Here is a 25435-nt window from a genome sequence, read left to right on the forward strand (position 1 = left end):
TCAATTGAAACTAAGCTCAACACCCAATTATGACGCGAGGTGAAGAGATGAGTTTCACAATTGCCCCCAGCATTGAACTATTTCAATATACAGGCATTGGCAAAGTCGAAGAAGCGATCGCCCTTTCCCAAAAAGGTTGGGTTGCCTTTGAAGGAACGTCCTGGTCTGCCCGATTTTATCAAGTACAAAACCAGGCACCGATTAATCCGGGTGAACAGGTTGCGATCGTGGGTAGAGAAGGAAATACGTTACTGGTGATGCCGATGGACTGGGCTGTCTGATAGTCCAGTTTGAGGAGTACCATGGGCTTCCCAGAATTCTCTCAATGCTTTTCGAGTAATAACACGTATCCATCTTTCCCTTAAAGTTTAATTTTCAATTTTGCATTGACTTTCTCACCCTCTCCACTTGCTTTGGTGCTTCCACTTCACTGAACAGTCGAATCGCTTCTTGAAAGTTTTCATTACTCTTTTCAACTTCGCTTATTGCTTTATAAGTTAAGCCAATTTGATAGTGAGCTTCAGCTAAATCACACCTTGCTTCAAGTTTACTCAAAATTTCTATTGCTTTTAAGTTCTCTAAAAGTGCCTGATTAGTTTTTCCCTCTTCTCGATATAACTCTGCTAAGCCAGTCAAAGCTTTAGCATGAATTTGGATGTAACTAGATTCTTTGGCAAACGAGATAGCTTCATAATACATCTCAAATGCTTTTTGAAAAATTCCAATGTTTTTATAGGTTAAACCTAAAAATAGAAAACGATGACCTACACACCACTCGCTTAGAAGTAATGAGTTATTCTCTATTTGAATATAAGCTTCATCAACTAATTCTTTTGCCCTTTGAGCATCTGTACTTGAGCATATAAATGCCAAGCCAAACAATCCTTCAACTGCATAATTTAATTGCTCTGTTTCTCTGGCATACGAAATTACTTCCTCAAATATTCTCCTTGCTGCTTCAAAATCCAGTAAATCTAAGTAGCATATGGCTTGAGTTACTAGAATAGCCAACAAATTTCTATTTAAACTAAACTCCTCTTTCTTGAGATCGTTTTCCTCTAAATTTGTTTCTCTGTTCAGGCATTCTATGGTGAATTTGGTTGCGTGAATAGATGCTTCAATTGCTTGGTGAAGTTGTCCAGATACTAAGTAATTTTGAGCTAAGCTAAGATATAGATATCCAAGAGAATAACTATCAACGACTTTGGTAATTATTTGATTAATGGATGAGGTGATTTTTTGAGATAAGCCCAATCTTCGAAATGAGTTAAACGTTGCCTCTCCACCATCAAGATTGTACCACTCCCATCTAGAACGCTTTTTTTTGATGATTACTCCACAAGCTGCTTCAAAGTCATGAATTTCTAAATAGTGAAAATAAGATTCAAAAAAGCTTAATGCTTCTTCAATAGTGATGATAATATCGACTGCATTGACCCAAAAATATGCTATCGACCGATTAGTTAGAATCCAATCAGGCTTAGATCTTAATCGGATAATTGCCTCTGTCTTAATCACCGGATGTAACCAGAACTCTTCGTTCTCAAAATCAATTAGTGAGCGATCTTGCAAAGCTTTAATTACCCGTCGATGGCGGTTTTCTGGCACATCCCACAGAAGACAAAACAATCCTTCAATGGGTACGGTCGGGACATCTTGATAGCGGTAGCAACCCATTCGACAGAGCAACTTGTAAGCATCTGGATCAAGTTGTTGGAGTCGATCGCACTGTTTTGTGACTAAATCTTCCAAGTCTCGCTCAATGAATAAGTCCTCCTGGTTCGCTTGCCAGTAGGCTTCGACGTTGCCAGAGAAGTCTTCCAGGATGGCACTGCTGATAATATCCATTGCTTTGGCATTGCCTCCATAGGCATAGTGCAGAGTGGCAAGAGCAGGGGTATCTGTATGCAGGTTACGGCTCTGGAAAAACGCTTTCCAGGCGGAAATGTCCAGACTTTTCAACCCATAGTGCTGGACAGCGATCGCTGGTTCTCGGAGGCGTTCGCGGCTGGTGATCAGGGTGGTAGATTGAACGGTGGGGTCGGAGAGAACGCGCAACAGTTCAACGTAGCGACGGTGAGGTTCAATGAATTTCCCGCTGGAGTCGAGGGCGGGTTCGAGGTTGTCAATTAGGATACCAATGCGATCGCTTTGCAGTTTGCGTTTGAGGCGATCGCAAGACACCATAAACTCTCGTCCGGGCTCTTCGCCAAGCTGCCGCAACTTTTCTTCGAGCAGGCTTTCAATCGAGGCAATATCTTTAGTTTCTTTGGCAATGGGAAATTCTACGTAAGAACCAAATTCTTGCAAGAGATATTTGCGTGCCAGGGTAGTCTTGCCAACGCCGCCTCGTGCTTGTATAACAATGACTTTGGTTTGCTGTTTGACTAATGCATTGAGATCAGCGATCGCTTCTTCTCGACCAACAAAATTAGGGTCGAACTGAACTATATTTTTGGAAGTCGGGACGATCAAATCGCTATCGTCTAACTGCAACTCAAACGCCATAAAACAGCGTTCTATGGTAGTTCGGTCTGAGCCTTTACGCTCCAATACGTTTTTGACGGTTTCTGGATCGAGTCCTGTCAATTCTCCCAATTTTTCCAGCGTATATTTGGACCCAGCATTTTCTTCATGCTCATACTGCTTTATCCGAACCTGGAGTTTCTTTAATCCATCGGCAGTAAGGATACGGGCACGGTTTCGTCTGGGAGAAGTCATTGCTGTCGGTGAATGAACTTCGAAAGATTGGTAGTGCTTCAATTTTGTTGTTAACTTTTTGGCAAAGCTCGCGGAGCGAGCATTTCCTAAAAATTAGCAACAGCTCTAGAGGATCACCATCAATATTGTGACTGATTTTCTTGTCGTTCGGAAGAAATCAATGAATTGCTGAGTCCTGATGAGAAGCACAACTTAAATAAAACCCAGAGGTTCATTGTTGAAAGCGCAGCAACGCCGCGCTTTCAACAATGAACCTTGAGGCTTATTCAGTCCGTTACTGCTAGAGTCTGGCGATCGCACTAATACCCATCCCATCCATTTAGATAGGTGTTAGAGGATTAACATTTATTATTTGCTGACAAGTAAACTTTCCTGTCCGGCACCCCTAATCTTATTGTTAGACTTACAGCTTTCGTATTAAGAGATACAAAACCCCAGCTTGACCACCCTTTAATCTTGCAGACATTCCCAAGCAAGCAGGAGGTGAGTCAATGACAAATCACTATTCGGTCATCATTGTCGGAGGTGGTCAATCCGGACTTTCCATGAGCTACTGCTTGAAAGAACGAGGGTTAGACCACATTATTTTTGAGAAACAAAACATTGGCTATGCTTGGCAGTCAAAGCGATGGGATTCTTTTTGTTTAGTGACGCCCAACTGGCAATGCAACTTGCCGGGGTTTCCCTATCCGGGGAATGATCCACAAGGATTCATGCAAAAAGATGCGATCGTCCAATACATTGAAGACTATGCCAAATCCTTCGATCCACCGATCAAAGAAGGCGTTGCCGTTCTGAAAATTTGTAGAAATGAATCATTGGATGTCTTTGAAGTGACCACTTCATTAGGCGATTACACCGCTGATCAAGTTGTGATTGCGGCGGGTAGTTACCATACGTCTAAAATTCCTTCTCTGTCAGAACGCCTTCCTGCCGATATGGTGCAATTGCATTCATCGGAGTACAAAAATCCCCAATCTCTGCCCGATAAAGCGGTGCTGGTTGTGGGGACAGGACAGTCGGGTTGTCAGATTGCGGAAGACTTGCATTTAGCAGGTAAAACGGTGCATTTATGTGTGGGTGGGGCACCTCGTTCGCCGCGCAGATATCGAGGTAAGGATGTAGTGGATTGGCTCGATAAAATGGGCTACTACGACTTATCGATCAATGAGCATCCTCAAAAAGATAAAGTCAGAGCCAAAGCCAATCACTATGTCACAGGTCGGGATGGTGGGCGTGAAATTGATTTGCGCCAGTTTGCTTTAGAGGGAATGAAGTTATATGGGCGATTGAAAACCATCAGAAATGGACACCTTGAATTTTGGGATGACTTAAAAGAAAACCTGGATCAAGCAGATGCGGTGGCTGAAAGTATCAAACAAACCATCGACATGTTTATCGAAAAGCATCAATTAGATGCACCGATAGAACCGCCCTATCATCCGGCGTGGCAACCTGAAACACCTATGGAATCACTTGATTATGCTGCTGCTGATATTGGGGCTGTGATTTGGTGTACAGGATATAAATCTGATTTTAGTTGGGTTGAAGTACCTGTATTTGATGGCAAAGGGTATCCCGGTCACGAGCGGGGTGTGACCAGCGTCTGGGGACTCTATTTCTTGGGCTTGCCGTGGCTTTATACCTGGGGTTCGGGACGCTTTTCGGGGGTGGCCAGAGATGCGTATTATTTAGCAGATTACATTACAACTCGCAAAGCAGCCCGCAAGACTGTGGCATCGTCTAATGCCTGGAGTGTTGTCAATGAGTTTTTGTTAGGGTCGTGATTTAGAATCATGGATTTAATATAGCAATTCTCAAGGGTGTGAAGTACAAGTTGTTGTGAGCGTGCGTGGCTCTCACGCAACACCCGTAATCTATCCAGATGCGAAGTGCTATCAAACGATGATTGTTTTCTGTCCTGTCGAAATCGATAGGGGTAAATCGATAAAAAGCGATCGCCAGGATGTGATTCAGATATCAAGTAGTCATTGCTGCGATCGCCCCTAGCTTTAATGCCAGACTTCAAGCTTTCGTAGTAGGAGATACAAAAGACCGGATGACTAGCCCTTAATCTTTCAGCACGATTGCAATGTGTAGCGTTCGTTTTGGCGACAAATCATATCAAGGAGAACATCATGCCTGAAGTATCATTCCCCGCTTATAAAACCGGAGATTTTCTAGTCGATTACGAAGAAAAAGTGTTTCCAGACGTCCAGGCAGAACCTGGTGAAAAAGCCCTGGTTACGTTTCATACGGTTGCTTTTGAAGGATCGATTGGTCTGGTCAATATGCTTCAGGCAACTCGCTTGCTGCGGAAAGGATTTGAAACGTCAATTTTGTTATATGGTCCTGGTGTCACATTGGGCGTCCAACGGGGCTTTCCTAAGTTAGGAGATGCAGCGTTTCCGGGGCATCAAAACTTTAATGATCAGCTCACCAAGTTTATGTCGGAAGGGGGCAAGGTTTATGCGTGTCGCTTTGCCTTGCAAGCTCTCTATGGTCATGGTGAACCTTCTTTGATTCCAGGGATTCGCCCAATCAATCCTCTTGATGTATTGGATTTAGTTTTGATTCATCGCAAGGATGGAGCCTTTATTCTCGACACCTGGACGCTGTAAATCCTTATTCCTCACACCTGGCACCTGATTATGACTTCCTCACACATCATTAGAGCCGCAGCCGTACAACTCAGTCCGGTTTTGTTTAGCCGAGATGGAACCACCGAAAAAGTATTACAGGCGATCGCCAATGCTGCCAAAGCCGGGGCGCAACTTGTGGTCTTTCCCGAAACCATCATTCCTTACTATCCTTATTTTTCGTTTGTGCAACCGCCCGTACTGATGGGCAAAGAGCATATGCGGCTGTATGAGGAAGCGGTCGTTGTGCCGGGGCCGGTCACGGATGCAGTGAGTCGGGCGGCGCGTTCTTATGGTGTGGTAGTGGTGCTGGGTGTGAATGAGCGTGATCATGGCTCACTGTATAACACTCAGTTGATGTTTGATGCCGATGGCACACTGGTATTGAAGCGTCGTAAAATGACACCGACCTATCACGAACGCATGGTTTGGGGGCAGGGGGATGGCTCTGGCTTGCATGTTGTAGATACGGCGGTTGGTAAGTTGGGGGCTTTGGCGTGCTGGGAGCATTACAATCCCTTAGCTCGGTTTGCCTTGATGGCACAGCATGAACAAATCCATTGTGCGCAGTTTCCGGGTTCAATGGTCGGGCAAATTTTTGCGGATCAAATCGACGTTACCATTCGCCATCATGCTTTAGAATCGGGTTGTTTTGTTGTCAACTCAACGGGTTGGCTGTCTGCTGAACAAGTTCAGCAAATTACACCAGATGAAACGCTGCAACGAGTCTTAAGTGGGGGCTGTAATACTGCCATTATTAGCCCCGAAGGATCTCACCTCTGTACTCCGATTACGGACGGCGAAGGCATAGCGATCGCAGATTTAGACATTTCGTTGATCACCAAACGTAAGCGGATGATGGATGCGGTGGGTCACTATGCTCGACCTGATTTGCTGCAATTGCAGGTCAATATGCAAGCGCAGACGGTAATGAGTCGTGATCCTGCTGTCAAAATTGTAAGAGACGTCACTGAAACCGATCTATCAGGCACGATCGATCCCCCATCGTACCCAGTTTCTATTCAACCTCATAACGCATCTCTGATCGTAGATAGTGAGCGTTCCAATCCGACCTCTAAACCCTGAATCTCTGCGACAAGTTCAACCATAATTCATACAAACATGATGAATTACGCCCGAATCGTGCAGATGCGATTCATCGCGTGTTTACAGATACCTAAATCCTACAGACGTGATTGATCGCGTCTCTAACTCCATATGGATAAACAACGATTAATCACAGAACTCCAGTCGCATGGGCTGAAGCTAGTCGAGCAAAATGTTGGGGCTGATGGTCGCAAAGGTGGTGCCGGACCTTCTGACCACAAGGCGGTTACGGTCGGTGATACAACAGTGATGATTCCGGTATTTACGGGAACGGCTGTGCAGTCTCCCTATCATGCCAGTGTAGACCGCGTAACAGGACAGATTGCATTAGAACGAGACCATCAGGCGATCGCTCCGATTTATTTTCCCAAACAGCCCCAGTTTTATAGCTTAAAAACGGTTGATGGCATTCCGTACTCTAAAATTGCCCTACTTCATAGTCATGATGTGTTGGCAACAACGGTTTTGCAAACCTGTATGCGTTATCGTGATCCGGCAACGGCGTGTCAGTTTTGTGCCATCGAAAAATCTCTCGACGCTGATCGCACCATCGCTCGTAAAACGCCAGCCCAACTGGCAGAAGTTGCAGAGGCGGCAGTGCGGTTAGATGGGGTGAAGCATATGGTGATGACCTCGGGAACGCCCAATACCAGCGATCGCGGGGCTGCCTACCTGGCTGAATGTGCCAAAGCCATCAAAGCGAAGGTGAACCTGCCGATTCAAGCTCAGTGTGAGCCTCCGGATGACTTCATCTGGTTTGAGCGGATGAAAGCGGCTGGCATTGATAGCTTGGGGATGCATTTGGAAGCTGTTGATCCAGACGTACGAACCAAGATTATGCCGGGGAAAGCGACTGTGCCGTTGAGCTATTACTATGAAGCATTTGCGGCAGCTGTTCAAGTCTTTGGTTGGGGGCAGGTTAGTACCTACTTGTTAGCGGGTTTAGGAGATAGCCTGGAAACCTTAGTAGAAGCCTGCGATCGCCTGATTCAGTTGGGTGTTTATCCCTTTGTCGTGCCCTTTGTGCCGATTACCGATACGCCCCTGGCTCATCATCCTGCACCCGATAGTGATTTCATGTACGAACTCTATCAACGAGTGGGGCTGTTGTTGCAACAATCCGGGATGTCATCTGCTGATATCCATGCGGGATGTGCCAAATGTGGGGCTTGTTCCGCGCTCTCTACGTTTGAAAAATAGGGGTTTCAAGTCGTGTCTTATCCGCACTATCGCTTTGAGTTAGCCCTATCTAAGGGCAATATCAATGCTTACTTTGGCTTACGTCAAGCTATTTTCTGTCAGGAGCAAGGATTATTTCACGACAGTGATGAAGATGAAATAGATGCCTATGCCTATCCCATTGTTGCGATCGCTCAGGAAACACCTTTCACCCAGCGTGTAGTCGGTGTTGTGCGGATTTACGAACCCGAACCAGGGCTGTGGTATGGGGGACGGTTGGGTGTGCATACAGATTATCGTCGGGTCGGACAAATCGGCAAAGGCTTGATTTATAAAGCCGTTACGACGGCTAATACCTGGGGTTGCGATCGCTTTTTAGCAACCGTGCAGATGCAAAATGTCCGATTCTTTCGTCGATTGCATTGGCAATCTTTAGACGAAATCAGCATTCGCGATCGCCCGCATCACTTAATGGAAGCTGATCTAAGCGCTTATCCACCGGGGACAGAATCACGTCCTATACCACCGCTGCAAGCTCAAGCAGCATCTTAGAGGGTGTTTGAAAAGTGGACTATTGTAATTTTAAGCACTGGCTGATCCCCCCTAGCCCCCCTTCAAAAGGGGGGAATTGGTTCGGAAGTCCCCCTTTTGAAGGGGGATTTAGGGGGATCTGAAATCTTGTGCTACCGACAATAAGACTTTAAAACATCCTCTTAGGGCTTGTTGAAAAATAATTTCATGGTTTTGTCTGGCTATTAGCTATTAGCCAACGGCTAACAGCCCAGATCATGTTATTTCTTTACTGCTCCTTAGGATAAACTCCCGATTCATGGTTGTAAGAGCCGGGGTTCGTCCATGCTCTTACAATCATGAATGACAGGTTGATTGCATTTGATCTTATAGAAATATGCAAGTTGATTCAGGACAGGGGGTACAGGGGGCACCGCCCCCTGCGTGGGGTTCTACCCCCATACCCCGTACTCAATCTAAGCGGGTAGCGCTATATCAAAGGATAAAAAGATGAAGGGTGGGATTGTGGAGACAGAGGTGCTATCAGAGATGGCAGATCAATTACGGCGATCGCTGGGTATTTTGCACAAGCAAGATATTCAATCCGTCTCAATAGACCCTAAGTTTCAGGCTTCTGGAAGCATCCGCCTGGGTGATGATTGCGCTGCTATTCCTGATGCAAATGGCTACTTGCTGTTGGCATCTGAGGGCATTCTGCCATCGCTGCTGGAATCAGAACCCTGGTTTGCCGGTTGGTGTGCGGTATTGGTCAACGTGAGTGACATTTATGCCATGGGAGGTCGTCCGATCGCCGTCGTGGATACGATTTGGAGTCAATCTACCAGCGTTGTTCAGCCGATTTGGGCAGGGATGCAAGCCGCTTCCCAGCGCTATAACGTTCCCATCGTGGGCGGACATACAAACTGCCACAGCCCTTACAATGCCTTATCCGTCGCTATCTTAGGACGAGCGACGCGATTGATGACCAGCTTCAATGCCCGACCCGGTGATGCTTTGATGATGGCTGTTGATTTACGCGGCAAGCCCCACCCCGACTATCCCTTTTGGGATGCGGCAACCCTAGCTGAAGCAACTCAACTACGAGCAGATCTAGAGCTATTGCCCCAGTTGGCAGAAACTGGGTTGTGCGATGCGGGCAAAGACATCAGCATGGGTGGTATTTTGGGCACGGTGTTGATGCTGATGGAAACATCTGGTTGTGGGGCACGTTTAGATTTAGATCGAGTTCCCTGTCCGGATACATTGCCGTTCGCACGGTGGTTAATTAGCTTTCCCAGTTATGGGTTTTTGCTCAGCGTTCGCCCCGAAAACGTTGAAGCAGTTCAGCGTCATTTTCAACAGCGTCAGTTAGTGTGTGATGTGATCGGAGCAATGGAACCGGGGCAACAGTTAATCTTGCGATCGCACTCTGAATCGGTCTTATTTTGGGATTTAGCACAACAGCGGTTAACAGGATTTTCGGGTAGAGCAGGATGATGAATGTTGAAGCGTTAAAAATCGCCTTCCTGACCTATTCTACAAAGCCCAGAGGCAGTGTAGTGCATACCTTAGAGCTGGCAGAGGCATTGCAGGCGTTAGGGCATTCTGTTTGTGTATATGCATTGGATAAAGACGGTTCAGGATTTGGGCGATCGCTGTCCTGTAAAGTCGAATTGGTTCCGGCAAAACCTGCGCCATCCGAAATGGATGCTCTGATTCAACAACGCATTCAAGAATTTGTCGATTATCTCGCTGATGAACCCCAAATCTACGATCTGTATCACGCACAAGATTGTATTTCAGCCAACGCATTATTGAGGTTGCGAGAACAACGAAAAATACCCCATTTTTTTCGGACGGTGCATCACATTGAAGATTATGCCAGTCCGTATTTACAAGCGTGTCAGGAACGCTCGATCTACGAGCCAGATCTGTGTTTTTGTGTGAGCGATCGCTGGCAAACAGAACTCCTGCACCACTACAATATTGACGCACCCAAAGTGATGAATGCCGTCAATCTACACCGCTTTTCTGCACGTTCCGATGGCTCTGAATCTGCGCTGAAACAGCGCTTGGGATTGCATGGATCTCCGATTTATCTCACGGTTGGAGGCATTGAACCCCGAAAAAACTCTATTAATCTGTTACACGCTTTTGCTCAAGTTCTAGAATCGTATCCTCATGCGCAACTGGTGATTGCGGGAGGTGCAACCTTGTTTGATTACCAGACGTACCGAGATGATTTTTTTGCTCTGGCAACGTCATTGGGTGTACCCATTGACACCTCATTGATTTTACCGGGGGTGATTGATGATGATGATTTGCCAGCGCTTTATCGAACGGCGGATGCGTTTGTCTTTCCGTCTACAAAAGAAGGTTGGGGGTTGGTAATTCTGGAAGCGATCGCCTCTGGACTGCCTGTGATCACGTCAAATCAGGCTCCTTTTACCGAATTTTTGTCAGACCAGCAAGCGCTGTTGGTTGAACCTGATTCTCCTAACGCGATCGCTCATGCTATGCGGCTAATCACCCAGTCTTCTCTGGCTCAAACTCTAATTCAAACAAGTCAAACGATCCTATCCCACTACACTTGGGAAGCTTCTGCGCGGTTGCATCTTCACCACTATCGAGCAAAGTTGTTAGCTAATAGCTGTTAGCTATTAGCTGTTAGCTCAATCGCTATAATTCATGGGCAGATTTGATATTAATAACTCAAAATTCAAAACTTTTCCCACCTATGCCTGAAATCCGATTTAAAGTTCAATGGCCCGACGGTTCGCAAGATATCTGTTATTCTCCGTCGCTGATTGTGACTGAGTACTTTGCTGCCGATCATGAATACACGTTGGCAGATTTTGTGGAGCGATCGCGTACCGCTTATAAAATTGCCAGCGATCGCGTATTGGCAAAATATGGAATGCCCTGTAGTCGAGCCATAGGACAGCTACAACGGATTGAAGGTACTGCCTTAAGTTTTCAGACCTTGGCAGACGCCACGGTAAAAGTGATTCAGTTTCTCGAATAAATCAGCAGGTAGCTGTTAAAAATAAAGGATGGTTACTGCGCGGGCAAAGCCCACGCAGCAACCATCAACAAAATTACAATGGTTGTTGCTGAATCCGGCTCCCCAAACTGGTTTGCCGCGATGCCAGTCGAGCTTTCCCAGAGGCTGCCCACTCTTGCAAAAAGTCGATTTGTTCTTGTGCGGTACGCGCCAGGGGCACAAGCTGGCTGGCTGCCTCCAGCACATCTTCTGTCGTAAAGTCGCGGTTTTGACTAAAGCCAATGTGCATCGCTTCAATCAAAATTTGTTCGATCTCAGCTCCCGAAAAATCAGGAGTTTCGTAAGCAAGGCGCTCTACATCATAGCCTTTGACATTGTGGGGACGAAGGCGGGATAGATGAACGGAAAATATTTCGCGCCTTTCATCCTGGTTGGGCAAACCGACAAAAAAGATTTCGTCAAACCGTCCCCGCCGTAGCATTTCTGGCGGCAGAGATTGGATGTTATTGGCAGTGGCTACCACAAAAACCGAGGACGTCTTTTCTGACAGCCAGGTAATAAAGGTGCCGAACACCCGACCTGTTGTCCCGGAGTCGCCCCTCCCATCAAATCCCGAAAAGGCTTTATCAATTTCATCGATCCACAAAATGCAGGGAGCCAGTGCCTCTGCCAGTTGGATCATTTGCCGAGTGCGCGATTCTGATTCGCCGACCAGTCCAGCAAACAGCCGCCCCACATCCAGCCGCAATAAAGGAAGATGCCAGTGATGGGCGATCGCCTTGGCGGTGAGGGATTTTCCGGTACCTTGAATGCCCACCAGTAGTAAGCCTCTGGGGTGGGGTAAGCCATATTGCCGCGCCCGTTCGGAAAAAGCACTGCCTCGTCGGATCAACCAATCTTTTAAATTATCCAGACCGCCAATGTCTGAGATTTTCTCGACGGCAGGATAAAAATCAAGGATTTGAGTTTGCCGAATCGTCTGCCGTTTTTCTTCGAGAATGAGTTCGACATCATCAGGTTGCAGTTCTCCATGAGTGGCGATCGCCCGTGCTAGAATGCGTCGAATTCGTTCCATCGACAGCCCTTGACACGACCGAACAAACTCATCTAAAACTTTTGGCTCTAAAGATTTTCCAGTCGATGCCACCAGACGTTCTAACTCAATCTGAATGTCTGTATGGTCGGGCAGGGGGAATTCTACAATGGTCAGCACTTCACTCAAATCATCAGGAATCGTGATCTGAGACGACAAGATGACAATATTTTTCGGTTGAGATTTCAACAGCCTTGCTAAATTCCGTAGCTTACGCGCTATTGCCACGTCATCAAGAAAGCGATGAAAGTCTCTCAAGATAAATACAGCGGAGACAGTCTCTGGCAGTTTTTCTGCCAGCTCTAATGCCTGAAGGGGATTGCGTCGCCCAAACCCAGCATCATTGGGGTTACCCTGGTAGCCATCGACAAAATCCCATATATAAACTCCCCGATTGCCCTGGCGCTTGGCAGATTGGATGATCGCTGCCTCGACTCTCTCTTCTTCCCGAGTGGGGATGTAGATGAGAGAGTAACGAGCACGCAGCAATAGTTCAAATTCCTCGCTAAAGCTCATTGGCTCGACCCATTCATGTGTGCCTTCCGGTAGTATAGACCCAGGCGGAGAGCTTGGGGATCTGCGGTTGAATAAAATCCCAGTTTTGATGGGGCGCGGCGTCGCCGCGCCCCATCAAAACTGGGATTTTATCCAGTGACGCTTTGTGTCTGAATACATTACGACAATTGAGAGAGCCGCGCGGAGCGCGGCTCTCTCTCAATAATTTTTACTTCACACCGTTGAGAATGGCTATGTCTCGGTGTCTTAATTCAGTAAGTTTTGTTTGAACGTTTCCAGAGATGCCCAGCGTTGATCTCGAATCTCTGGTTCAACCGCTGGATCACTGAACTGGATGCCCTGGCAGTTGCGATCGCACAATTGCCGATGCGGAATCCCCAAGCATAGTTGTTCATAAAGCCAGGCAGCTGGGTCAAAATAGCCATCTGATGGCAAAATTTCGACTAGATCATCCACCCCAATCTCTCGTTCTAAGGGATAGGCATCCGGGTTTTCTCCACCCTCTTGCAGCCACATCATCTCAGAATTTTTGATGGCAAGGCGATAGTTATAGTTTTGCAAACAGCGATCGCAGGTTAGTGTCACGATCGTTTCTGCGTAGGCAACCACTTCTAGATAATTACCGCGATGGGAAACTTTGATCTCTCCCTGAACCGGAGTCAGTGTTTCCATTCCCGGTAGATATTCTTGAAAGGCGATCGTCTCGGTTTGTTCAAAAACTTTCGCTAGATTAGGAATATAGATCATATCCATGAGCAGACCTCCTATCCGATCCCAAAAGCCCTAACTCACTTCGACAAGCCGCACCACCAGACGGCGATCGGGTTCTTGCCCACGGCTGTAGGTTTCTAGATCTTCAAAACCCTCCAGCATCGTATGCACTTGCCTCCGCTCTGCCGCAGACAAAGCTGCCATTTCAAACTCCCGACCCGTCTCGCGTACCTGGCTGACGGCTTCATCTGCCATGGCTTGCAGCTCTAACTGACGGTTTGCCCGGTAGTGATTTAGTTCTATCGTGTAAGCGTGCTGTAAATCTTTCGGTTGACCAATATTTAAGGTGGAATTGATCAAATACTGGATTGAGTCCAGCACATGCCCACTCTCGCCAATCAGCAGGCTGAGTTGTTCGGCAGACAGGGCTTCAGCAGGAATAGTCAGCCAGCAACTGCCATCCGGACGCTCAATATCATCCGTTTGAATTTGCACAGGAAAGCCTGCCAGCTTGAAAAACTGTTCAAGCCAATCTTTACCGCGTTGCTGAATCTGACTATCCTCTATCATGTGAATCAAGCCTTTTTCTTAGAACGACCGGGTTCGAACGGCAACGATTCTCGACCTGAACCACCCTCACTGACTGCTGTCTTTTTCTCTTCTTCTTCGACAATCTTTTGCAGATTTTCTGGCAAAGGTTCTTTCGACAGAATAAAGGTTTGGAAGGTTTGGAAGATATTTGCAATCAGCATATACATCAACACCCCTGCCGGAAGCGGAAAGAACAAGAACATTCCGGAAAAGAGGATGGGGGTGAATCGATTCACTGCTGCCTGGTTGGGGTTAGCAGATGCTCCTTGACCCTGACCTGATAGAAGCTGGTTAATGTACAAGCTGATGCCGAAGCCAAGCACCATAGCGATGATGTCCCAGTGGATGGCACCATCTTCTTCAAAAGCACCGACTCGACCTAACGCACTAATAAACAAAAATCCTTTATCAGCCGCCAGACCCGGAATGGTTCCCTGTAGAGTCACATCACCCGGTTGTAACGCTTCGATATTGCCGTTGGCATCGATTTTGATCCGGTCTTCACCTTTCGTAACCGTCCAATGGGGAATGATTTCAGGTGCTGTCTCTGGGTAGTCTGCCAGCAACTCAGCCAAGGGTTTGCCGCTAGCCGTTTGAAACTCTACGCTAGTTTTTTCACCCACGGCAAGCCGATTACCACCGGGAATCAACGCCACAACCTTATCGTGAACCCCATCAGAAACATAGATATTTTGGGGATTGGAAGTAAAGGCGCGCGGTTGAATCTGTTCGATCTGTTCGGGGGGTAAGATTTGCAGATTGAGGGAATAGTTGACATCGGAGAAGGGTGAACCTCTCAGGGTAGCAAATAGCGCAAACAAGATTGGCATCTGCAAGATCACGGGGAAGCAACCTGCTAATGGGTTGCCAAACTCTTTGTAGACTTTCCCCATCTCTTCTTGTTGCTTTGCTGCGTCATCTTTATAGCGCTCTTGGATTTCCTTGACGCGCTTTTGCATGACGGGTTGTGTCACTTTCATCCGCCTCATGCTGCGGATTGAGCCAGCGCTGAGTGGGTAGAGAGCAAACCGAACCACCAAAGTCAGTGCTACGATCGCCAGACCATAGCTAGGAAGGATCCCGTAAAAGAAGTCCAGGATCGGTAACATTACATTGTTAGAGAGAAACCCAACGCCAAAATCCATGTGCCCTAAGTCAACCTGCGTTCTTTGAATTTTTCGAGTCTAGCTTACCTGAGAATAAACGAGGTAATGCATAAACATCCATACATCACGGAATTTTCTTTGCTATTCGGTCGGTACTCATGATTAAACGTACAGCCTTAAAATCCCTATGCCACCCGCTGCGCGAGCAGCACAGGGTTTTAGATCTGAGTTTTAATGATGCTGAGTTCCGGAGAGCATATAGCTGATGTTAATCAGACTAATTATTGCTCTGCCCTAGCACGCCGCTGGCATTTTGTGCCTGAGTCGAAAGTCTTTCGTAGATGTAGTTATACATTTCTCGAAACTGAGGTACTGCCCTCATTTCCAGACGACTTCCATCTTTGAGCGTTAGCACCATATCTCCCCAAAAGCCTAAGCCACGGGGCACAGTGATAATTTTTGCGATTTCTGAATAGATGATGTCAGAGCGATCGCGCCCCATCCATCCACCTGTTACCGAGACTCGTCGGCTGGTAATGCGATAGCGCAGCCAGAACGCACGCACGATCGCACCTACGGTCAGGGGTAAGCAAATCACAGTAAACCCTAACAAGATATTTATAATTAGGTCTCCAATGTGGGGACCACCTTCATAATAAACGTCTTCTTTAATGCCCATGGATAACCTCGGCACTGATGAGTAACTGCTCTAATTCTTGCAGAAAACTTTCATAATCGCACTGGATTGCTTGCGGTCGAACTACTACAACCACCTTCCAACCAGGCATGACACGAGGTAAAAGTTGATGCAAAGCCGCTCGAATTCTACGTTTAATTCGGTTGCGTACCACTGCTCGTTTACTAACCTTCTGACTAATCGAAATACCAAAACAGGTGGGCGGATAGCTTTTTTCAGTAGGCTCGCCCAGACTCAATGGCTTGGCATCCGCAGATGGGTAGGGTCGATGCAGGGCTCTCAGGGTGAGATGTGCTGTAGAACGGCGTGAGCCGAGCTGATAGACAGCGTTAAAGTCTTCGCGCTTTCTGAGCCGATGCGCTTTAGGAAGAGCCACAATTTAACGATAAATGGGGCTGCTAATCATCAGGGCACGGGTGCAAAGTGACGTTCTAGATAGGTTGATAAGGTCATTGAAACGCTCATAGTGTGAGCATTTCAACCCTATACGCAATCTATCTGAGACACAAACCGACAAAAGCTGGAATCTTTAGCTCAAGTGCCCTGGATTAGGAAAGCCAATAGTTTAATCAATGGCAACATCTGCCAACAAAAATTAGACGACAGCGAGCCTGACACGACCCTTGCTACGACGAGCTTTGATGACTCGTCTGCCTGTGTGGCTCCGCATTCTAGCTCTAAAACCGGAAACTCGTTTCCGTTTGCGACTGGTTCCTCCCAGAGTGCGCTTAGTCATAAGGCGATCGCTCCCAAAGATGTCAAATTCTTAAAAAGTCACAGTCTACAACTATACCACTTTCTATAGACCTATTCCAAGGCAAATTTTGGTTAATCGGGGGTAATCCCTCAAGAACCACTTGCTTCCAGCTTTAATTTAATTACAGAACAGATCATGATTGGGAGCCGCGCAAAGCGCGGCTCCCAATCATGATCTGCCCTATTTAAATTTAAGCCGATACTGAGATGTAGGAATGTGGGTTTAGTTGTCACCGATGGTCAAGATCCAGGTGCCCAGGTATCGCAGCAGGGGTAAATCGCCTGGAGACCGCACCAGTGCATTGAAATAATGGGTGCCAACGCTATTCGGGTTGCGTACATTGGACAAGACTAGCTCAACGCGTGTTCCTGCGGGAATGGGCGTTTCGGGATAGATTTCGATGACGCGATTTTCTTGATCCCAGATGACTTCGTTCAGAGGGACTTCGTCTCCGCGAATTCGAATTTCTACCCGGTCAGGGTCAAATCTGCCGCGATAGGTTTCTGGGTAGCTGACTGTAAATTGATCGACCGCCAGCGTCATTTTGTCTGCGGGAATTCTCAAATAGTAGCGATCGGGGCGGCTAGGTCTGCCATCGTTGAGGTGGAAACCCAACTCATTGGCTCGATCGACTCCACTAAAGATCGTTAACCCAGGAGTTCCTTGTGCCAGACTGACGATGGGCAGGGCAGTAACTACCGTACCTGCGATCGCTAGGGCTGATAAAACACGTTGAAGAGAGGGTCCTACAGAAGACATAAGTTTGATGTCGAGAAATACTGACAATAATGACTGCTCAAGGGCTGAATACGAATGATGAACGAACTTGAGCCGGAAGACAAGTTCAATAGGAATTTCTGTATTCTTTCAGCTACGACGCATCGGGAACCGGAAAGTGCCCATTCATACAATCTCAACCCTACCAGATTTCATTTTTCAGGGAGAGACCAGGGATGAGACTATTAGTTTAAAGCCTAAGGCTCCTTACAAAATTAAAAACCGCAACTTTTTTGGGAGAGTGCGGCAGAGCCGCACTCTCCCAAAAAAGTTATTCGAATTATTTTTATGAGGAGTCTAAAGGCAGCACGTGACAAAGGAGAGCGGTTGAGAATCCGCTGCGGTTGAGTGAGTTTACTAGTGTTGCGAACACTAAATTTTGCAACATGGGGTGTGGGGGCTGCGCCCCCACGCAGGGGTGGAACCCCTGCACCCTGCTGTAGAACTTTTAATTGGATCTAACTGGTATTAACAAGCCCATGAGTGCGATCGCCTCTGAATTAGCAACAATTGTCGGAGCCACAGGGATTGAATCTTGGGAACGCCTGGAACCTAGCCTCAGGACTCAGATTTCGTCAGCTCTTGTGCCCCATAGCCAACCAGACTGTGTGGTGTTTCCCACGACTTCAGCCGAACTGGGAGAGGTGATGCGGTGTGCCCATCGCAATCGCTGGCGGGTATTGCCGTTTGGGTATGGCAGCAAATTAGGCTGGGGTGGGGTGGCAGACGGCATCCAACTGGCAGTCAGCACCCAACGGCTCAATCGCCTGGTCGAACATGCGGTAGGAGATTTGACCCTCACCGCAGAAGCGGGGGTGCAATTTGCCGGGTTGCAGACCCGTTTGGCAGAGGCAAATCAGTGGTTAGCGATTGATCCATCCTGCTCGACCTCGGCTTCGCTGGGGGGAATTGTCGCAACAGCCGACACAGGTGCCCTGCGGCAGCGTTATGGTGGAATTCGCGATATGTTGATTGGGGTTTCCTTTATCCGCGCTGATGGGCAGTTGGTGAAAGCTGGGGGACGGGTGGTTAAAAATGTTGCTGGATATGACCTGATGAAGCTGTTGACCGGATCGTTTGGCACATTGGGGATTATCACCCAGGTGACCTTTCGCACCTATCCGTTACCAGAAGCCTCGCGTACCGTGGTTTTGACCGGCTCAACCGAGGCGATCGCCCGTGCTATGCATACCTTGTTGGCGTCAGCTCTAACCCCCGCTGCGGCTGAACTCGTTCCCTATCAAACGATTGCCCGGTTGGGTCTGGGAAATGGCATGGGAGCGATCGTCCGGTTTCAAAATTTAGAGGTTAGCGTTGAGCAGCAAGCTGACCAGTTGCTTCAGGTCGGGCAAGCTTTGAACTTGAGTGGCACGTGTTTGCAAGGCAATGATGAGGTGCAGCTATGGCAAACATTGCAAACCTCGTTGGAGGGTGGCAACCCAGAACCGTCGTTAACTTGCAAAATAGGAGTATTCCCATCCCATGCCATTACCGTGTTAGACAAAATTAGCGCCATGTTGCCGCTGATGCAGGCCGGTGTGATCCATGCAGCCAGTGGCTTAGGAATGTTTCGGGTGAGTGGTGAAACGGTTGACGCAAAAACCTTACGCAATCTGCGTCAGCTGTGCCAAGCCCAGGGTGGTTTTCTGACGATATTAGAAGCGCCGTCGTCGCTAAAACAGGCGGTTGATGTCTGGGGCTATACCGGGAATGCTCTGACAATTATGCAAAACCTCAAACATCAGTTTGATCCAGACAATGTGCTCTGCCCCCATCGATTTGTCGGCGGTATTTGAACCCTATGGGTTTGGGTGAGAGGAGTTTTGCCGCAGGCAAAACTCCTCTCACCCCGTTAGCAACCCCTGCCCATATCGATTTGCTCTAATCCCTCTACTGCGTTGAAATTTTTGGCATGTATTCTCCAGAACCTTTGATTGCCGATTCGTCTGATTCAGCTACCCCCATGACCTCTGATAGAGCCGTAGCCCCGGAACTGGGAGTCATGAAAGGCTTTGATAGCCATAACCCGCCTGCTCCGCAATTAATTGATACCTGCGTCCACTGTGGCTTTTGTTTGGCTACGTGCCCCAGTTATCGAGTCATTGGCAAAGAGACAGATTCGCCACGGGGACGAATTTATCTGATGGATGCGGTGAATGAAGGGCAGGCTCCGCTTTCTGCGGCGACCGTGCAGCATTTTGATTCGTGTTTGGGGTGTTTAGCGTGTGTGACGACCTGTCCGTCAGGGGTGCAATATGACAAGCTGATTGCAGCAACCCGTCCGCAAGTGGAACGAAATCATGTGCGATCGCTGCCTGAAACATTATTGCGAAAGTTGATTTTTTCTACGTTCCCCTATCCGCAGCGGATGCGATTGTTGTTACGACCGTTGGGGCTATATCAGAAATCAGGATTTCAGAAGCTGGTGCGATCGCTAGGGTTTTTAAACCAAATTTCGCCTCAACTGGCAGCGATGGAGTCGATGTTGCCTCCAATTCCGCCGGAAGCCTTTGTGGACTCGTTACCCGAAATCGTTCCGGCAACTGGAAAAAAACGATATCGCGTGGGTCTGATATTGGGATGTGTGCAGCGGTTGTTTAACCCTGAAGTGAATGCGGCAACGGTCAGAGTCTTGACTGCCAATGGCTGTGAGGTTGTCATTCCTAAGTCTCAAGGATGCTGTGCGGCTCTCTCGCATCATCAAGGTCAAGAGGCACAAACGCAGACGCTAGCCCGACAGATGATCGATAGTTTCGCGGACACAGGGGTCGATGCGGTGTTGGTCAACGCCTCTGGATGTGGGCATACGCTGAAGGAATACGGTGCTATTTTGCAGGATGACCCACGGTATGCAGACCAGGCAAAACAGTTTGCCAGCCAGGTGAGAGATGTCCAGGAATTTTTAGCATCGGTTGGGCTGACTGCGCCGCTGGCTCCGTTGCAAGACAAACCTCTGACGCTGGTTTACCAAGATGCCTGCCATATGTTGCATGGGCAGAAAATTAGTTTGCAACCCCGGCAACTCTTGCGCCAAATTCCAGGGGTGCAGTTGAGAGAGCCTGTGGATGCGGCGCTGTGTTGTGGCAGTGCTGGAGTTTACAATATTTTGCAGCCAGACGTAGCCGAAGAATTGGGTCGGCAAAAGGTAAGGAATTTACTCAATACCGGCGCAGAGGCGATCGCTTCTGCCAACATTGGCTGTTTTGTCCAGATCAGCAAACATTTACAGCTGCAAGATAAATCGGTTCCCGTCCTGCATCCGATGCAGCTATTAGATTATTCAATCCGTGGGATCAAACTGCATGATTAAATCACTCCCATTCCTTTGGATCGTGGATTGAATAAAACCTAATTCTTCTTGGCAAAGCGACGGCGGAGCCGTCGCTTTGCCAAGAAGAATTACAGGTTAATGAATCTGTGACCCTTAGTATTGTTATTCACAGATAGGATTCGGAAATAAAACCAGGGGGTTTGGGGGCGCAGCCCCCAGCCAGGGGTTCCACCCCTGCACCCCGAATTCTCTGTCCCCTACTTATGGTGCGATGTACTTAGCGACCGTAGTTGCAAGCAGCTCGGTATTCTGCCATCAACGTACAAGACGGACGAAATCCACTGTAGCTGTTGTAGGTACTGGTTCTTATCGTTCGGTGCGGATTGCGCTGGGAGTCTACAATCACCGGGTTGATTAGCGTCGAGTTGACGATAGGAGAATTGATCACCACTGGATTAATCAGTGTGGAGTTCACAATACCGTTGCTGGTTCTGGGGTAGGGAGTAACGGAGTTGTAATAGTAGTAGGCACCTGGGTCTACAACAGTTCCTGAAACGGTTGGATACGTAGGGTTTTGAATCACATAGGAAGAAGGATAAGTCTGCTGACTGGGATAGACTTCGCCAACTCGAATGGTTAAGCCGCCATTCACCACGACTTCATCTGCGTTTGCCCTGGGTGCTTCAGCCAGTAGCCCCAGACTGGTTAATGACAAGAGTGCGATCGCCGGGGTAAGTTTTTGGGTGGTCGTGAACCAGTTGCCCAGATAATGCTGGATGGAGCGCATAGGTCTACCTCGAAAGGTGGGTGAATGATGGGGATGAATCGTTTTAAGGTGAGGCTGGCAGGCGAGGGTAGAATGCTCAAAAATTCGTAGAGCTACCTTGAGCAAATCGGGACGGCTAAACCCTTGCCCGTTGCGGATGAAAAACGCTCGTAAAAAATCTGACGTGTCACAATGCAAAGAAGTTCCTTTTTCAGGAACCTTTTTTAGGATATGGCTGAATTCTGGGAAGAAGTTGAACGTTTTTCGTTCAACTTCATACTCAAAACAGTAGCACTGTTTTTTTGCTGATAGGGTTGACAAGGAATTAGGCGTGTGAGTTCGGAAAATCTAGTGAGTTCGGAAAATCTAGACGTTGCCAGAAAGTTATATGTTTCTGGAAAAGCAGCCTTTGAACGAGGGCAATATCGTCAGTCGGTGCAAGATTTAGAAAAAGCCGTCAATTTATTAGAACAACGATCTCGGTTTAGTGGTGAGGTTCAAATCTGGTTGGTCATCGCCTACGAGGCAGCCGACCAGCGGACGGAGGCGATCGCCCTGTGTGAGCAAGTCAGTAAACATCCTGACCTGGATACCCGTAAACAAGGCAAGCGGTTGCTTTATATTCTCAAGGCTCCTCGGCTCCAGATTAAATCTGAATGGCTCACCCAAATTCCCGATCTGACGAACCTGGACGATGCGGAGACGGTGTTTAAAGCGGCTCAACAACCTAAAACACCGCGATCGCCCCGCCCTCGTCCCCCGGCAGAACCAGAGCCAGTGGACTGGAGCAACGTGAATACCAAAGATAATGCCTTTGTCTGGATTGCATTGGTGGCGATCGCCCTGATCGCAGGGTATCTGTTCTGGCTGAGCTAAAAGCGTATTGAGAGCGTTGATGTTTCGTGCCCAAAGGGCACGAAACATCAACGCTCTTAGCCCCGTTTGAAAAGTGTTAAGGGGTGTGTTGACTGGTTGGAACTCAAGGTTTGCCACTGATAAACCTCAAGTTTCCATAATGAATTGCTGTAACCCTACCCTCAAACCAGCGAGAATATAGCGGTGTGCAAGTTCGTTCATTACAGAAACGGTGTTGTGGGGCGCTCTGCGCCCCACAACACCGTACTGAATTAACCTGCACAGCAAGAATAAATCCTAATCCTGCAATTGCATTGTTGAGGTCGCATGTCTGTAAGTTTGTGGTTGAGCGCGATCGCCATCCCGTTAAAGCGCACATTGGTACTCTGTGCAGTGGTGCTAGCCGTAGGTCTGACCGGATGTGTGCAGTCTGATATCGACGTGCATTACCTCGATCAACACCACGGCGAGATCGTGCAACATATTCAACTGGCGCAATTAAACCGCTTGAATCGGGCTACGACCCAGGCATGGCTGAAGCAGATCGACCAACGCGCCAAACAGTTGGGAGGGCGCACCCAAAAGCCAACGGATGAGGATGTTGTCGTCACGATTCCGTTTAGCAATAGCAAAGAGTTAGAAAGCAAGTTTAATCAGTTCTTTCGCCCGATCGCCGCTGATGATACCCAGACCGATACTCCACTTGATTTGCCTGATATCCAATCACATCTCAGCGTCCGCGAGAGCAATCTAATCCTGGTGTTGCGCGACCACCTCAGTTACGACGTTGATCTGCGATCGCTGGGTCTACTCTCGTCAGAGGGCAACCTGCTGATCAATCCCGGCACCTTATTTGACCTGAAATTTAGCCTCTCAACCCCCTGGGGTGCCCAGAGTCTGACCAATGCCCTGGCGTTAGCTCCAACTCTGGAGGGCGATCGCCTGGTGTGGACGCTGATGGCTGGCGAGATCAACCACCTGGAAGCCACCTTCTGGATACCCAGTCCGCTGGGTATTGGCACGGTGGTCATCATGGGTTTTGTTGCCCTGGGAATGCTGCTCAAGGCACTGTTGACCCCTCTTCCAGACCATCCCCCGCGTGAAAATGCAACATTTGTTAATAAAAATTGAATCGGTCAACCATCCCTGCTTTTTCGTTCCATTGGTGGCTTGGGTGTGCTGAAATAACGGGCGATCGCCCAGGGGTTGGATATACTTTTTTCGATGACCTGTTAAACTTTAGTTCGATACTCGCTTGTTGTCGTTAGGACACTGGGATCGTGAATTTAATAAAACCAAAGATTTGTGGAAGCGCACTTCCAGACATAATCGTCCGGGTTTTATTTAATTTATAGCGGCACGCATTAGGTTTAGGACGGGGTGCAGGGGTGAACCCCCTGCGTGGGGGCACCGCCTCCGCCCCTCTGATGTCTTAACTGGATTGCGTAGAGCCATAGGATCTGAGGTCATTTAGTTATTCGCTAGATTATTAGCTAGATTGAGGATTCAGTCGATGCGTCAAGTTAACTTTACGGTCATCTTTGTTATTTGTCTGGCACTTGTACTCTTCGGTATTGAAAATACTGAGCCAGCTGTAATTCATATTATTCAAAATGTTCAAGTCCAGGCTCCCCTGTCGATCGAGCTGATCTTGGCGATGGGATTTGGAGCGGTGCTTGCCTGGGTGTTTAGCGTATGGACGCAATTGCAACGGGTACTCGAATCGGGACGCGAGTTGCAAAAGCGTGACGATCGCATCCAAGAACTTGAGCAAGATCTTCAGCGCTACAGAGTAGAGTTAGAAGAACAACAACGGCTCTTACCGGCGTCTAAACAAGACGATGATGATGGCGTCTCTGATGTAGAAGTGACAGAAGTCTATGCCAATGGCTAGACCTTGATTGGGGAGTACAGGGGCGATCGCGCCGAATTCCGTCCCCCACGTATGGTGCGATGTACTCAGGAGCGTGGATTTAATTTTATTAGTGGCAGCGCGGCAACGCCGCGCTGCCACTAATAAACATTCAGGTTTCATTTAATTTGTGATTCTTAGGCAGCCTGTACGAAGAAATTGGCTGATGGTAAAGACGCGATGAATCGCGTCTCTACTCAGACCCTAAAATGTTTACTCTTTCATTGCTTGTCTGCTGTGTTCGATCCACTCAATTTCCTTAGCCTTTGGGTGCCACTGTTCCTTCTCTCTTTAATTGTGTTGATATCGGTCTATTTCGTTCACATCAGCGTTCGGTAATTGCCATCCATGACGCTCTCTCTGGCACAAAATGCGATCGCACTTTTAATTGACTTAGCCGAACGGGGGGAGATCGATCCCTGGGATGTCAAGGTGATTGAGGTGATCGATCGATTCCTGAGTCAACTACAACCCGTTCAAAGTAGTGAAGCTGGCAGAGCCCCCTACGAAGCCGACCTATCCCAATCGGGTCAGGCTTTTTTGTATGCGTCTGTGTTGGTGTTGCTCAAAGCGGATAGTCTGGCGCGATCGGATGCGATTCAGCCCGAAGAGTTGCTAGAGGGAGACACAGAATTTTTGGAGGGCGACGCCGACCCTCGTTCTTTGCCGCTCAACTTAGAGCGAAAAATTAGACGACGTGCCGTTGCCCAACCGATCCAAAATCGCCGCGTAACGTTAAAGGAGCTGATTACCCAACTGGAGTTAATGGCAGCAGCAGTTGCCGACCAAAAACCACGCATTCGTGCCCGGCGGCCTCGTCCCCAATCTCGCAGTCAGGCAGTGCGGGCAATTACCCAATTGGCGCACCAGGAAAATTTGTCTGAAGTGGCTGCCGCATTAGATGGATTTCTCAGCCAGTATTGGGATGAATTGGAACATGGGGAAGAGTGGTTGGAATTTGAGCTGTTGCTCAACCTCTGGGTTAACTCAGATGCCGCAGAAACAACCCGGCAAGAAAATGCTCATCATACCGATCAGAGCGATCGCGTGGGTGTATTCTGGGCACTGCTGTTTCTTTCTGCTCAGTCTAAAGTAGAACTTGCCCAGGAGGAGTTTTATCAAGACCTCAAAGTTCGTCGATTTGACGGAGCCACGGGCATCGAGCCGCTCGATCTGTCGAGTATCGCCCTGCTGGATTGACGCCAACGGATCGTTCTAAAAGA

25 protein-coding genes are annotated in these 25435 nt (G+C 48.1%); 15 read left to right on the forward strand and 10 right to left on the reverse strand.

The features are described from left to right. Window positions 1–47: 47 nt before the first annotated feature. The gene (locus ACR6Z4_RS13100) at window positions 48–281 is read left to right on the forward strand and encodes an NfeD family protein (RefSeq protein ID WP_479717724.1); all 234 of its coding nucleotides are present in this window, start codon (window positions 48–50) and stop codon (window positions 279–281) included. A gap of 94 nt (window positions 282–375) precedes the next feature. Here ACR6Z4_RS13100 and ACR6Z4_RS13105 read toward each other — a convergent pair whose 3' ends face one another. Then, window positions 376–2721, reverse strand: coding sequence for a tetratricopeptide repeat protein (locus tag ACR6Z4_RS13105; protein WP_479717725.1), 2346 nt, complete (start codon window positions 2719–2721; stop codon window positions 376–378). 491 nt (window positions 2722–3212) lie between these two features. Here ACR6Z4_RS13105 and ACR6Z4_RS13110 point away from each other — a divergent pair, with 491 nt between their 5' ends. The 8 genes from ACR6Z4_RS13110 to ACR6Z4_RS13145 all read left to right on the forward strand — a co-directional run bounded on the left by ACR6Z4_RS13110 (window position 3213) and on the right by ACR6Z4_RS13145 (window position 11181). Then, the gene (locus tag ACR6Z4_RS13110) at window positions 3213–4508 is read left to right on the forward strand and encodes an MSMEG_0569 family flavin-dependent oxidoreductase (protein WP_479717726.1); all 1296 of its coding nucleotides are present in this window, start codon (window positions 3213–3215) and stop codon (window positions 4506–4508) included. A 351-nt stretch (window positions 4509–4859) separates the two neighbouring features. Beyond that, window positions 4860–5342, forward strand: a complete 483-nt coding sequence (locus ACR6Z4_RS13115; protein WP_479717727.1) for an MSMEG_0572/Sll0783 family nitrogen starvation response protein — start codon at window positions 4860–4862, stop codon at window positions 5340–5342. A 30-nt stretch (window positions 5343–5372) separates the two neighbouring features. After that, window positions 5373–6446 (forward strand): Nit6803 family nitrilase, encoded by a 1074-nt coding sequence (locus ACR6Z4_RS13120; protein WP_479717728.1) that lies wholly within the window; start codon window positions 5373–5375, stop codon window positions 6444–6446. A 132-nt stretch (window positions 6447–6578) separates the two neighbouring features. Further along, on the forward strand, window positions 6579–7667 hold the full coding sequence (locus ACR6Z4_RS13125; protein ID WP_479717729.1) for an MSMEG_0568 family radical SAM protein: 1089 nt from the start codon (window positions 6579–6581) through the stop codon (window positions 7665–7667). 12 nt (window positions 7668–7679) lie between these two features. Next, the gene (locus tag ACR6Z4_RS13130; RefSeq protein ID WP_479717730.1) at window positions 7680–8198 is read left to right on the forward strand and encodes an MSMEG_0567/Sll0786 family nitrogen starvation N-acetyltransferase; all 519 of its coding nucleotides are present in this window, start codon (window positions 7680–7682) and stop codon (window positions 8196–8198) included. Between the two features lie 495 nt (window positions 8199–8693). After that, window positions 8694–9653 (forward strand): sll0787 family AIR synthase-like protein, encoded by a 960-nt coding sequence (locus ACR6Z4_RS13135; RefSeq protein ID WP_479717758.1) that lies wholly within the window; start codon window positions 8694–8696, stop codon window positions 9651–9653. Continuing rightward, window positions 9653–10813 (forward strand): MSMEG_0565 family glycosyltransferase, encoded by a 1161-nt coding sequence (locus tag ACR6Z4_RS13140; protein ID WP_479717759.1) that lies wholly within the window; start codon window positions 9653–9655, stop codon window positions 10811–10813. The genes ACR6Z4_RS13135 and ACR6Z4_RS13140 overlap by 1 nt, the downstream gene beginning before the upstream one ends. A gap of 80 nt (window positions 10814–10893) precedes the next feature. After that, a complete protein-coding gene (locus ACR6Z4_RS13145; RefSeq protein WP_479717731.1) occupies window positions 10894–11181 on the forward strand; it encodes an MSMEG_0570 family nitrogen starvation response protein in 288 nt (95 codons plus the stop codon). A 73-nt stretch (window positions 11182–11254) separates the two neighbouring features. Here ACR6Z4_RS13145 and ACR6Z4_RS13150 read toward each other — a convergent pair whose 3' ends face one another. The 8 genes from ACR6Z4_RS13150 to ACR6Z4_RS13185 all read right to left on the reverse strand — a co-directional run bounded on the left by ACR6Z4_RS13150 (window position 11255) and on the right by ACR6Z4_RS13185 (window position 17390). Next, window positions 11255–12769 carry an AAA family ATPase gene (locus tag ACR6Z4_RS13150; RefSeq protein WP_479717732.1) on the reverse strand — a complete coding sequence of 505 codons (1515 nt, stop codon included), beginning with the start codon at window positions 12767–12769 and terminating at the stop codon, window positions 11255–11257. Window positions 12770–13015: 246 nt separating this feature from the next. Beyond that, window positions 13016–13522 carry a YceD family protein gene (locus ACR6Z4_RS13155; RefSeq protein ID WP_479717733.1) on the reverse strand — a complete coding sequence of 169 codons (507 nt, stop codon included), beginning with the start codon at window positions 13520–13522 and terminating at the stop codon, window positions 13016–13018. A gap of 30 nt (window positions 13523–13552) precedes the next feature. Then, window positions 13553–14050 carry a Jag family protein gene (locus tag ACR6Z4_RS13160; RefSeq protein ID WP_479717760.1) on the reverse strand — a complete coding sequence of 166 codons (498 nt, stop codon included), beginning with the start codon at window positions 14048–14050 and terminating at the stop codon, window positions 13553–13555. A 5-nt stretch (window positions 14051–14055) separates the two neighbouring features. Next, window positions 14056–15216, reverse strand: coding sequence for a membrane protein insertase YidC (gene yidC, locus ACR6Z4_RS13165; protein ID WP_479717734.1), 1161 nt, complete (start codon window positions 15214–15216; stop codon window positions 14056–14058). Window positions 15217–15454: 238 nt separating this feature from the next. Further along, complete coding sequence (locus ACR6Z4_RS13170) at window positions 15455–15856, reverse strand: PH domain-containing protein (RefSeq protein WP_479717735.1); 402 nt, start codon at window positions 15854–15856, stop codon at window positions 15455–15457. After that, window positions 15846–16250 carry a ribonuclease P protein component gene (rnpA, locus tag ACR6Z4_RS13175; protein ID WP_479717736.1) on the reverse strand — a complete coding sequence of 135 codons (405 nt, stop codon included), beginning with the start codon at window positions 16248–16250 and terminating at the stop codon, window positions 15846–15848. The genes ACR6Z4_RS13170 and rnpA overlap by 11 nt, the downstream gene beginning before the upstream one ends. Window positions 16251–16469: 219 nt before the next feature. Next, the gene (gene rpmH / locus ACR6Z4_RS13180; RefSeq protein WP_479717737.1) at window positions 16470–16610 is read right to left on the reverse strand and encodes a 50S ribosomal protein L34; all 141 of its coding nucleotides are present in this window, start codon (window positions 16608–16610) and stop codon (window positions 16470–16472) included. A 243-nt stretch (window positions 16611–16853) separates the two neighbouring features. Continuing rightward, entirely contained in the window at window positions 16854–17390 is a 537-nt protein-coding gene (locus tag ACR6Z4_RS13185) for a DUF2808 domain-containing protein (RefSeq protein WP_479717738.1), read from the reverse strand. A 497-nt stretch (window positions 17391–17887) separates the two neighbouring features. Here ACR6Z4_RS13185 and ACR6Z4_RS13190 point away from each other — a divergent pair, with 497 nt between their 5' ends. Together ACR6Z4_RS13190 and ACR6Z4_RS13195 are read left to right on the forward strand one after the other, a co-directional pair. Beyond that, entirely contained in the window at window positions 17888–19204 is a 1317-nt protein-coding gene (locus ACR6Z4_RS13190) for an FAD-binding oxidoreductase (protein ID WP_479717739.1), read from the forward strand. 167 nt (window positions 19205–19371) lie between these two features. Continuing rightward, entirely contained in the window at window positions 19372–20718 is a 1347-nt protein-coding gene (locus ACR6Z4_RS13195; RefSeq protein WP_479717761.1) for a (Fe-S)-binding protein, read from the forward strand. A 238-nt stretch (window positions 20719–20956) separates the two neighbouring features. On the opposite strand, the gene ACR6Z4_RS13200 is transcribed toward ACR6Z4_RS13195, so the two are convergent. Continuing rightward, complete coding sequence (locus ACR6Z4_RS13200) at window positions 20957–21766, reverse strand: hypothetical protein (RefSeq protein ID WP_479717740.1); 810 nt, start codon at window positions 21764–21766, stop codon at window positions 20957–20959. A 12-nt stretch (window positions 21767–21778) separates the two neighbouring features. On the opposite strand from ACR6Z4_RS13200, the gene ACR6Z4_RS13205 reads away from it, so the two are divergent. The 4 genes from ACR6Z4_RS13205 (at window position 21779) to ACR6Z4_RS13220 (ending at window position 25412) form a co-directional block, all read left to right on the forward strand. Beyond that, a complete protein-coding gene (locus tag ACR6Z4_RS13205; RefSeq protein ID WP_479717741.1) occupies window positions 21779–22321 on the forward strand; it encodes a hypothetical protein in 543 nt (180 codons plus the stop codon). A gap of 306 nt (window positions 22322–22627) precedes the next feature. After that, window positions 22628–23431: a DUF3153 domain-containing protein gene (locus ACR6Z4_RS13210; protein WP_479717742.1), complete on the forward strand. Its 804-nt coding sequence runs from the start codon at window positions 22628–22630 to the stop codon at window positions 23429–23431. Window positions 23432–23813: 382 nt separating this feature from the next. Then, window positions 23814–24194: a LapA family protein gene (locus ACR6Z4_RS13215; RefSeq protein ID WP_479717743.1), complete on the forward strand. Its 381-nt coding sequence runs from the start codon at window positions 23814–23816 to the stop codon at window positions 24192–24194. A gap of 366 nt (window positions 24195–24560) precedes the next feature. Further along, window positions 24561–25412 carry a segregation/condensation protein A gene (locus ACR6Z4_RS13220; protein ID WP_479717744.1) on the forward strand — a complete coding sequence of 284 codons (852 nt, stop codon included), beginning with the start codon at window positions 24561–24563 and terminating at the stop codon, window positions 25410–25412. Window positions 25413–25435: the final 23 nt, after the last annotated feature.

The organism is Calyptranema fuscum S582, from assembly GCF_055793305.1.

Coding starts and splice junctions, on each gene's coding strand:
- ACR6Z4_RS13100 (WP_479717724.1), top strand. CDS start 48: ATGAGTTTCACAATTGCCCCCAGCATTGAACTATTTCAATATACAGGC.
- ACR6Z4_RS13105 (WP_479717725.1), bottom strand. CDS start 2,721: ATGACTTCTCCCAGACGAAACCGTGCCCGTATCCTTACTGCCGATGGA.
- ACR6Z4_RS13110 (WP_479717726.1), top strand. CDS start 3,213: ATGACAAATCACTATTCGGTCATCATTGTCGGAGGTGGTCAATCCGGA.
- ACR6Z4_RS13115 (WP_479717727.1), top strand. CDS start 4,860: ATGCCTGAAGTATCATTCCCCGCTTATAAAACCGGAGATTTTCTAGTC.
- ACR6Z4_RS13120 (WP_479717728.1), top strand. CDS start 5,373: ATGACTTCCTCACACATCATTAGAGCCGCAGCCGTACAACTCAGTCCG.
- ACR6Z4_RS13125 (WP_479717729.1), top strand. CDS start 6,579: ATGGATAAACAACGATTAATCACAGAACTCCAGTCGCATGGGCTGAAG.
- ACR6Z4_RS13140 (WP_479717759.1), top strand. CDS start 9,653: ATGAATGTTGAAGCGTTAAAAATCGCCTTCCTGACCTATTCTACAAAG.
- ACR6Z4_RS13145 (WP_479717731.1), top strand. CDS start 10,894: ATGCCTGAAATCCGATTTAAAGTTCAATGGCCCGACGGTTCGCAAGAT.
- ACR6Z4_RS13150 (WP_479717732.1), bottom strand. CDS start 12,769: ATGAGCTTTAGCGAGGAATTTGAACTATTGCTGCGTGCTCGTTACTCT.
- ACR6Z4_RS13155 (WP_479717733.1), bottom strand. CDS start 13,522: ATGGATATGATCTATATTCCTAATCTAGCGAAAGTTTTTGAACAAACC.
- ACR6Z4_RS13160 (WP_479717760.1), bottom strand. CDS start 14,050: ATGATAGAGGATAGTCAGATTCAGCAACGCGGTAAAGATTGGCTTGAA.
- yidC (WP_479717734.1), bottom strand. CDS start 15,216: ATGGATTTTGGCGTTGGGTTTCTCTCTAACAATGTAATGTTACCGATC.
- ACR6Z4_RS13170 (WP_479717735.1), bottom strand. CDS start 15,856: ATGGGCATTAAAGAAGACGTTTATTATGAAGGTGGTCCCCACATTGGA.
- rpmH (WP_479717737.1), bottom strand. CDS start 16,610: ATGACTAAGCGCACTCTGGGAGGAACCAGTCGCAAACGGAAACGAGTT.
- ACR6Z4_RS13185 (WP_479717738.1), bottom strand. CDS start 17,390: ATGTCTTCTGTAGGACCCTCTCTTCAACGTGTTTTATCAGCCCTAGCG.
- ACR6Z4_RS13190 (WP_479717739.1), top strand. CDS start 17,888: ATGAGTGCGATCGCCTCTGAATTAGCAACAATTGTCGGAGCCACAGGG.
- ACR6Z4_RS13195 (WP_479717761.1), top strand. CDS start 19,372: ATGACCTCTGATAGAGCCGTAGCCCCGGAACTGGGAGTCATGAAAGGC.
- ACR6Z4_RS13210 (WP_479717742.1), top strand. CDS start 22,628: ATGTCTGTAAGTTTGTGGTTGAGCGCGATCGCCATCCCGTTAAAGCGC.
- ACR6Z4_RS13215 (WP_479717743.1), top strand. CDS start 23,814: ATGCGTCAAGTTAACTTTACGGTCATCTTTGTTATTTGTCTGGCACTT.
- ACR6Z4_RS13220 (WP_479717744.1), top strand. CDS start 24,561: ATGACGCTCTCTCTGGCACAAAATGCGATCGCACTTTTAATTGACTTA.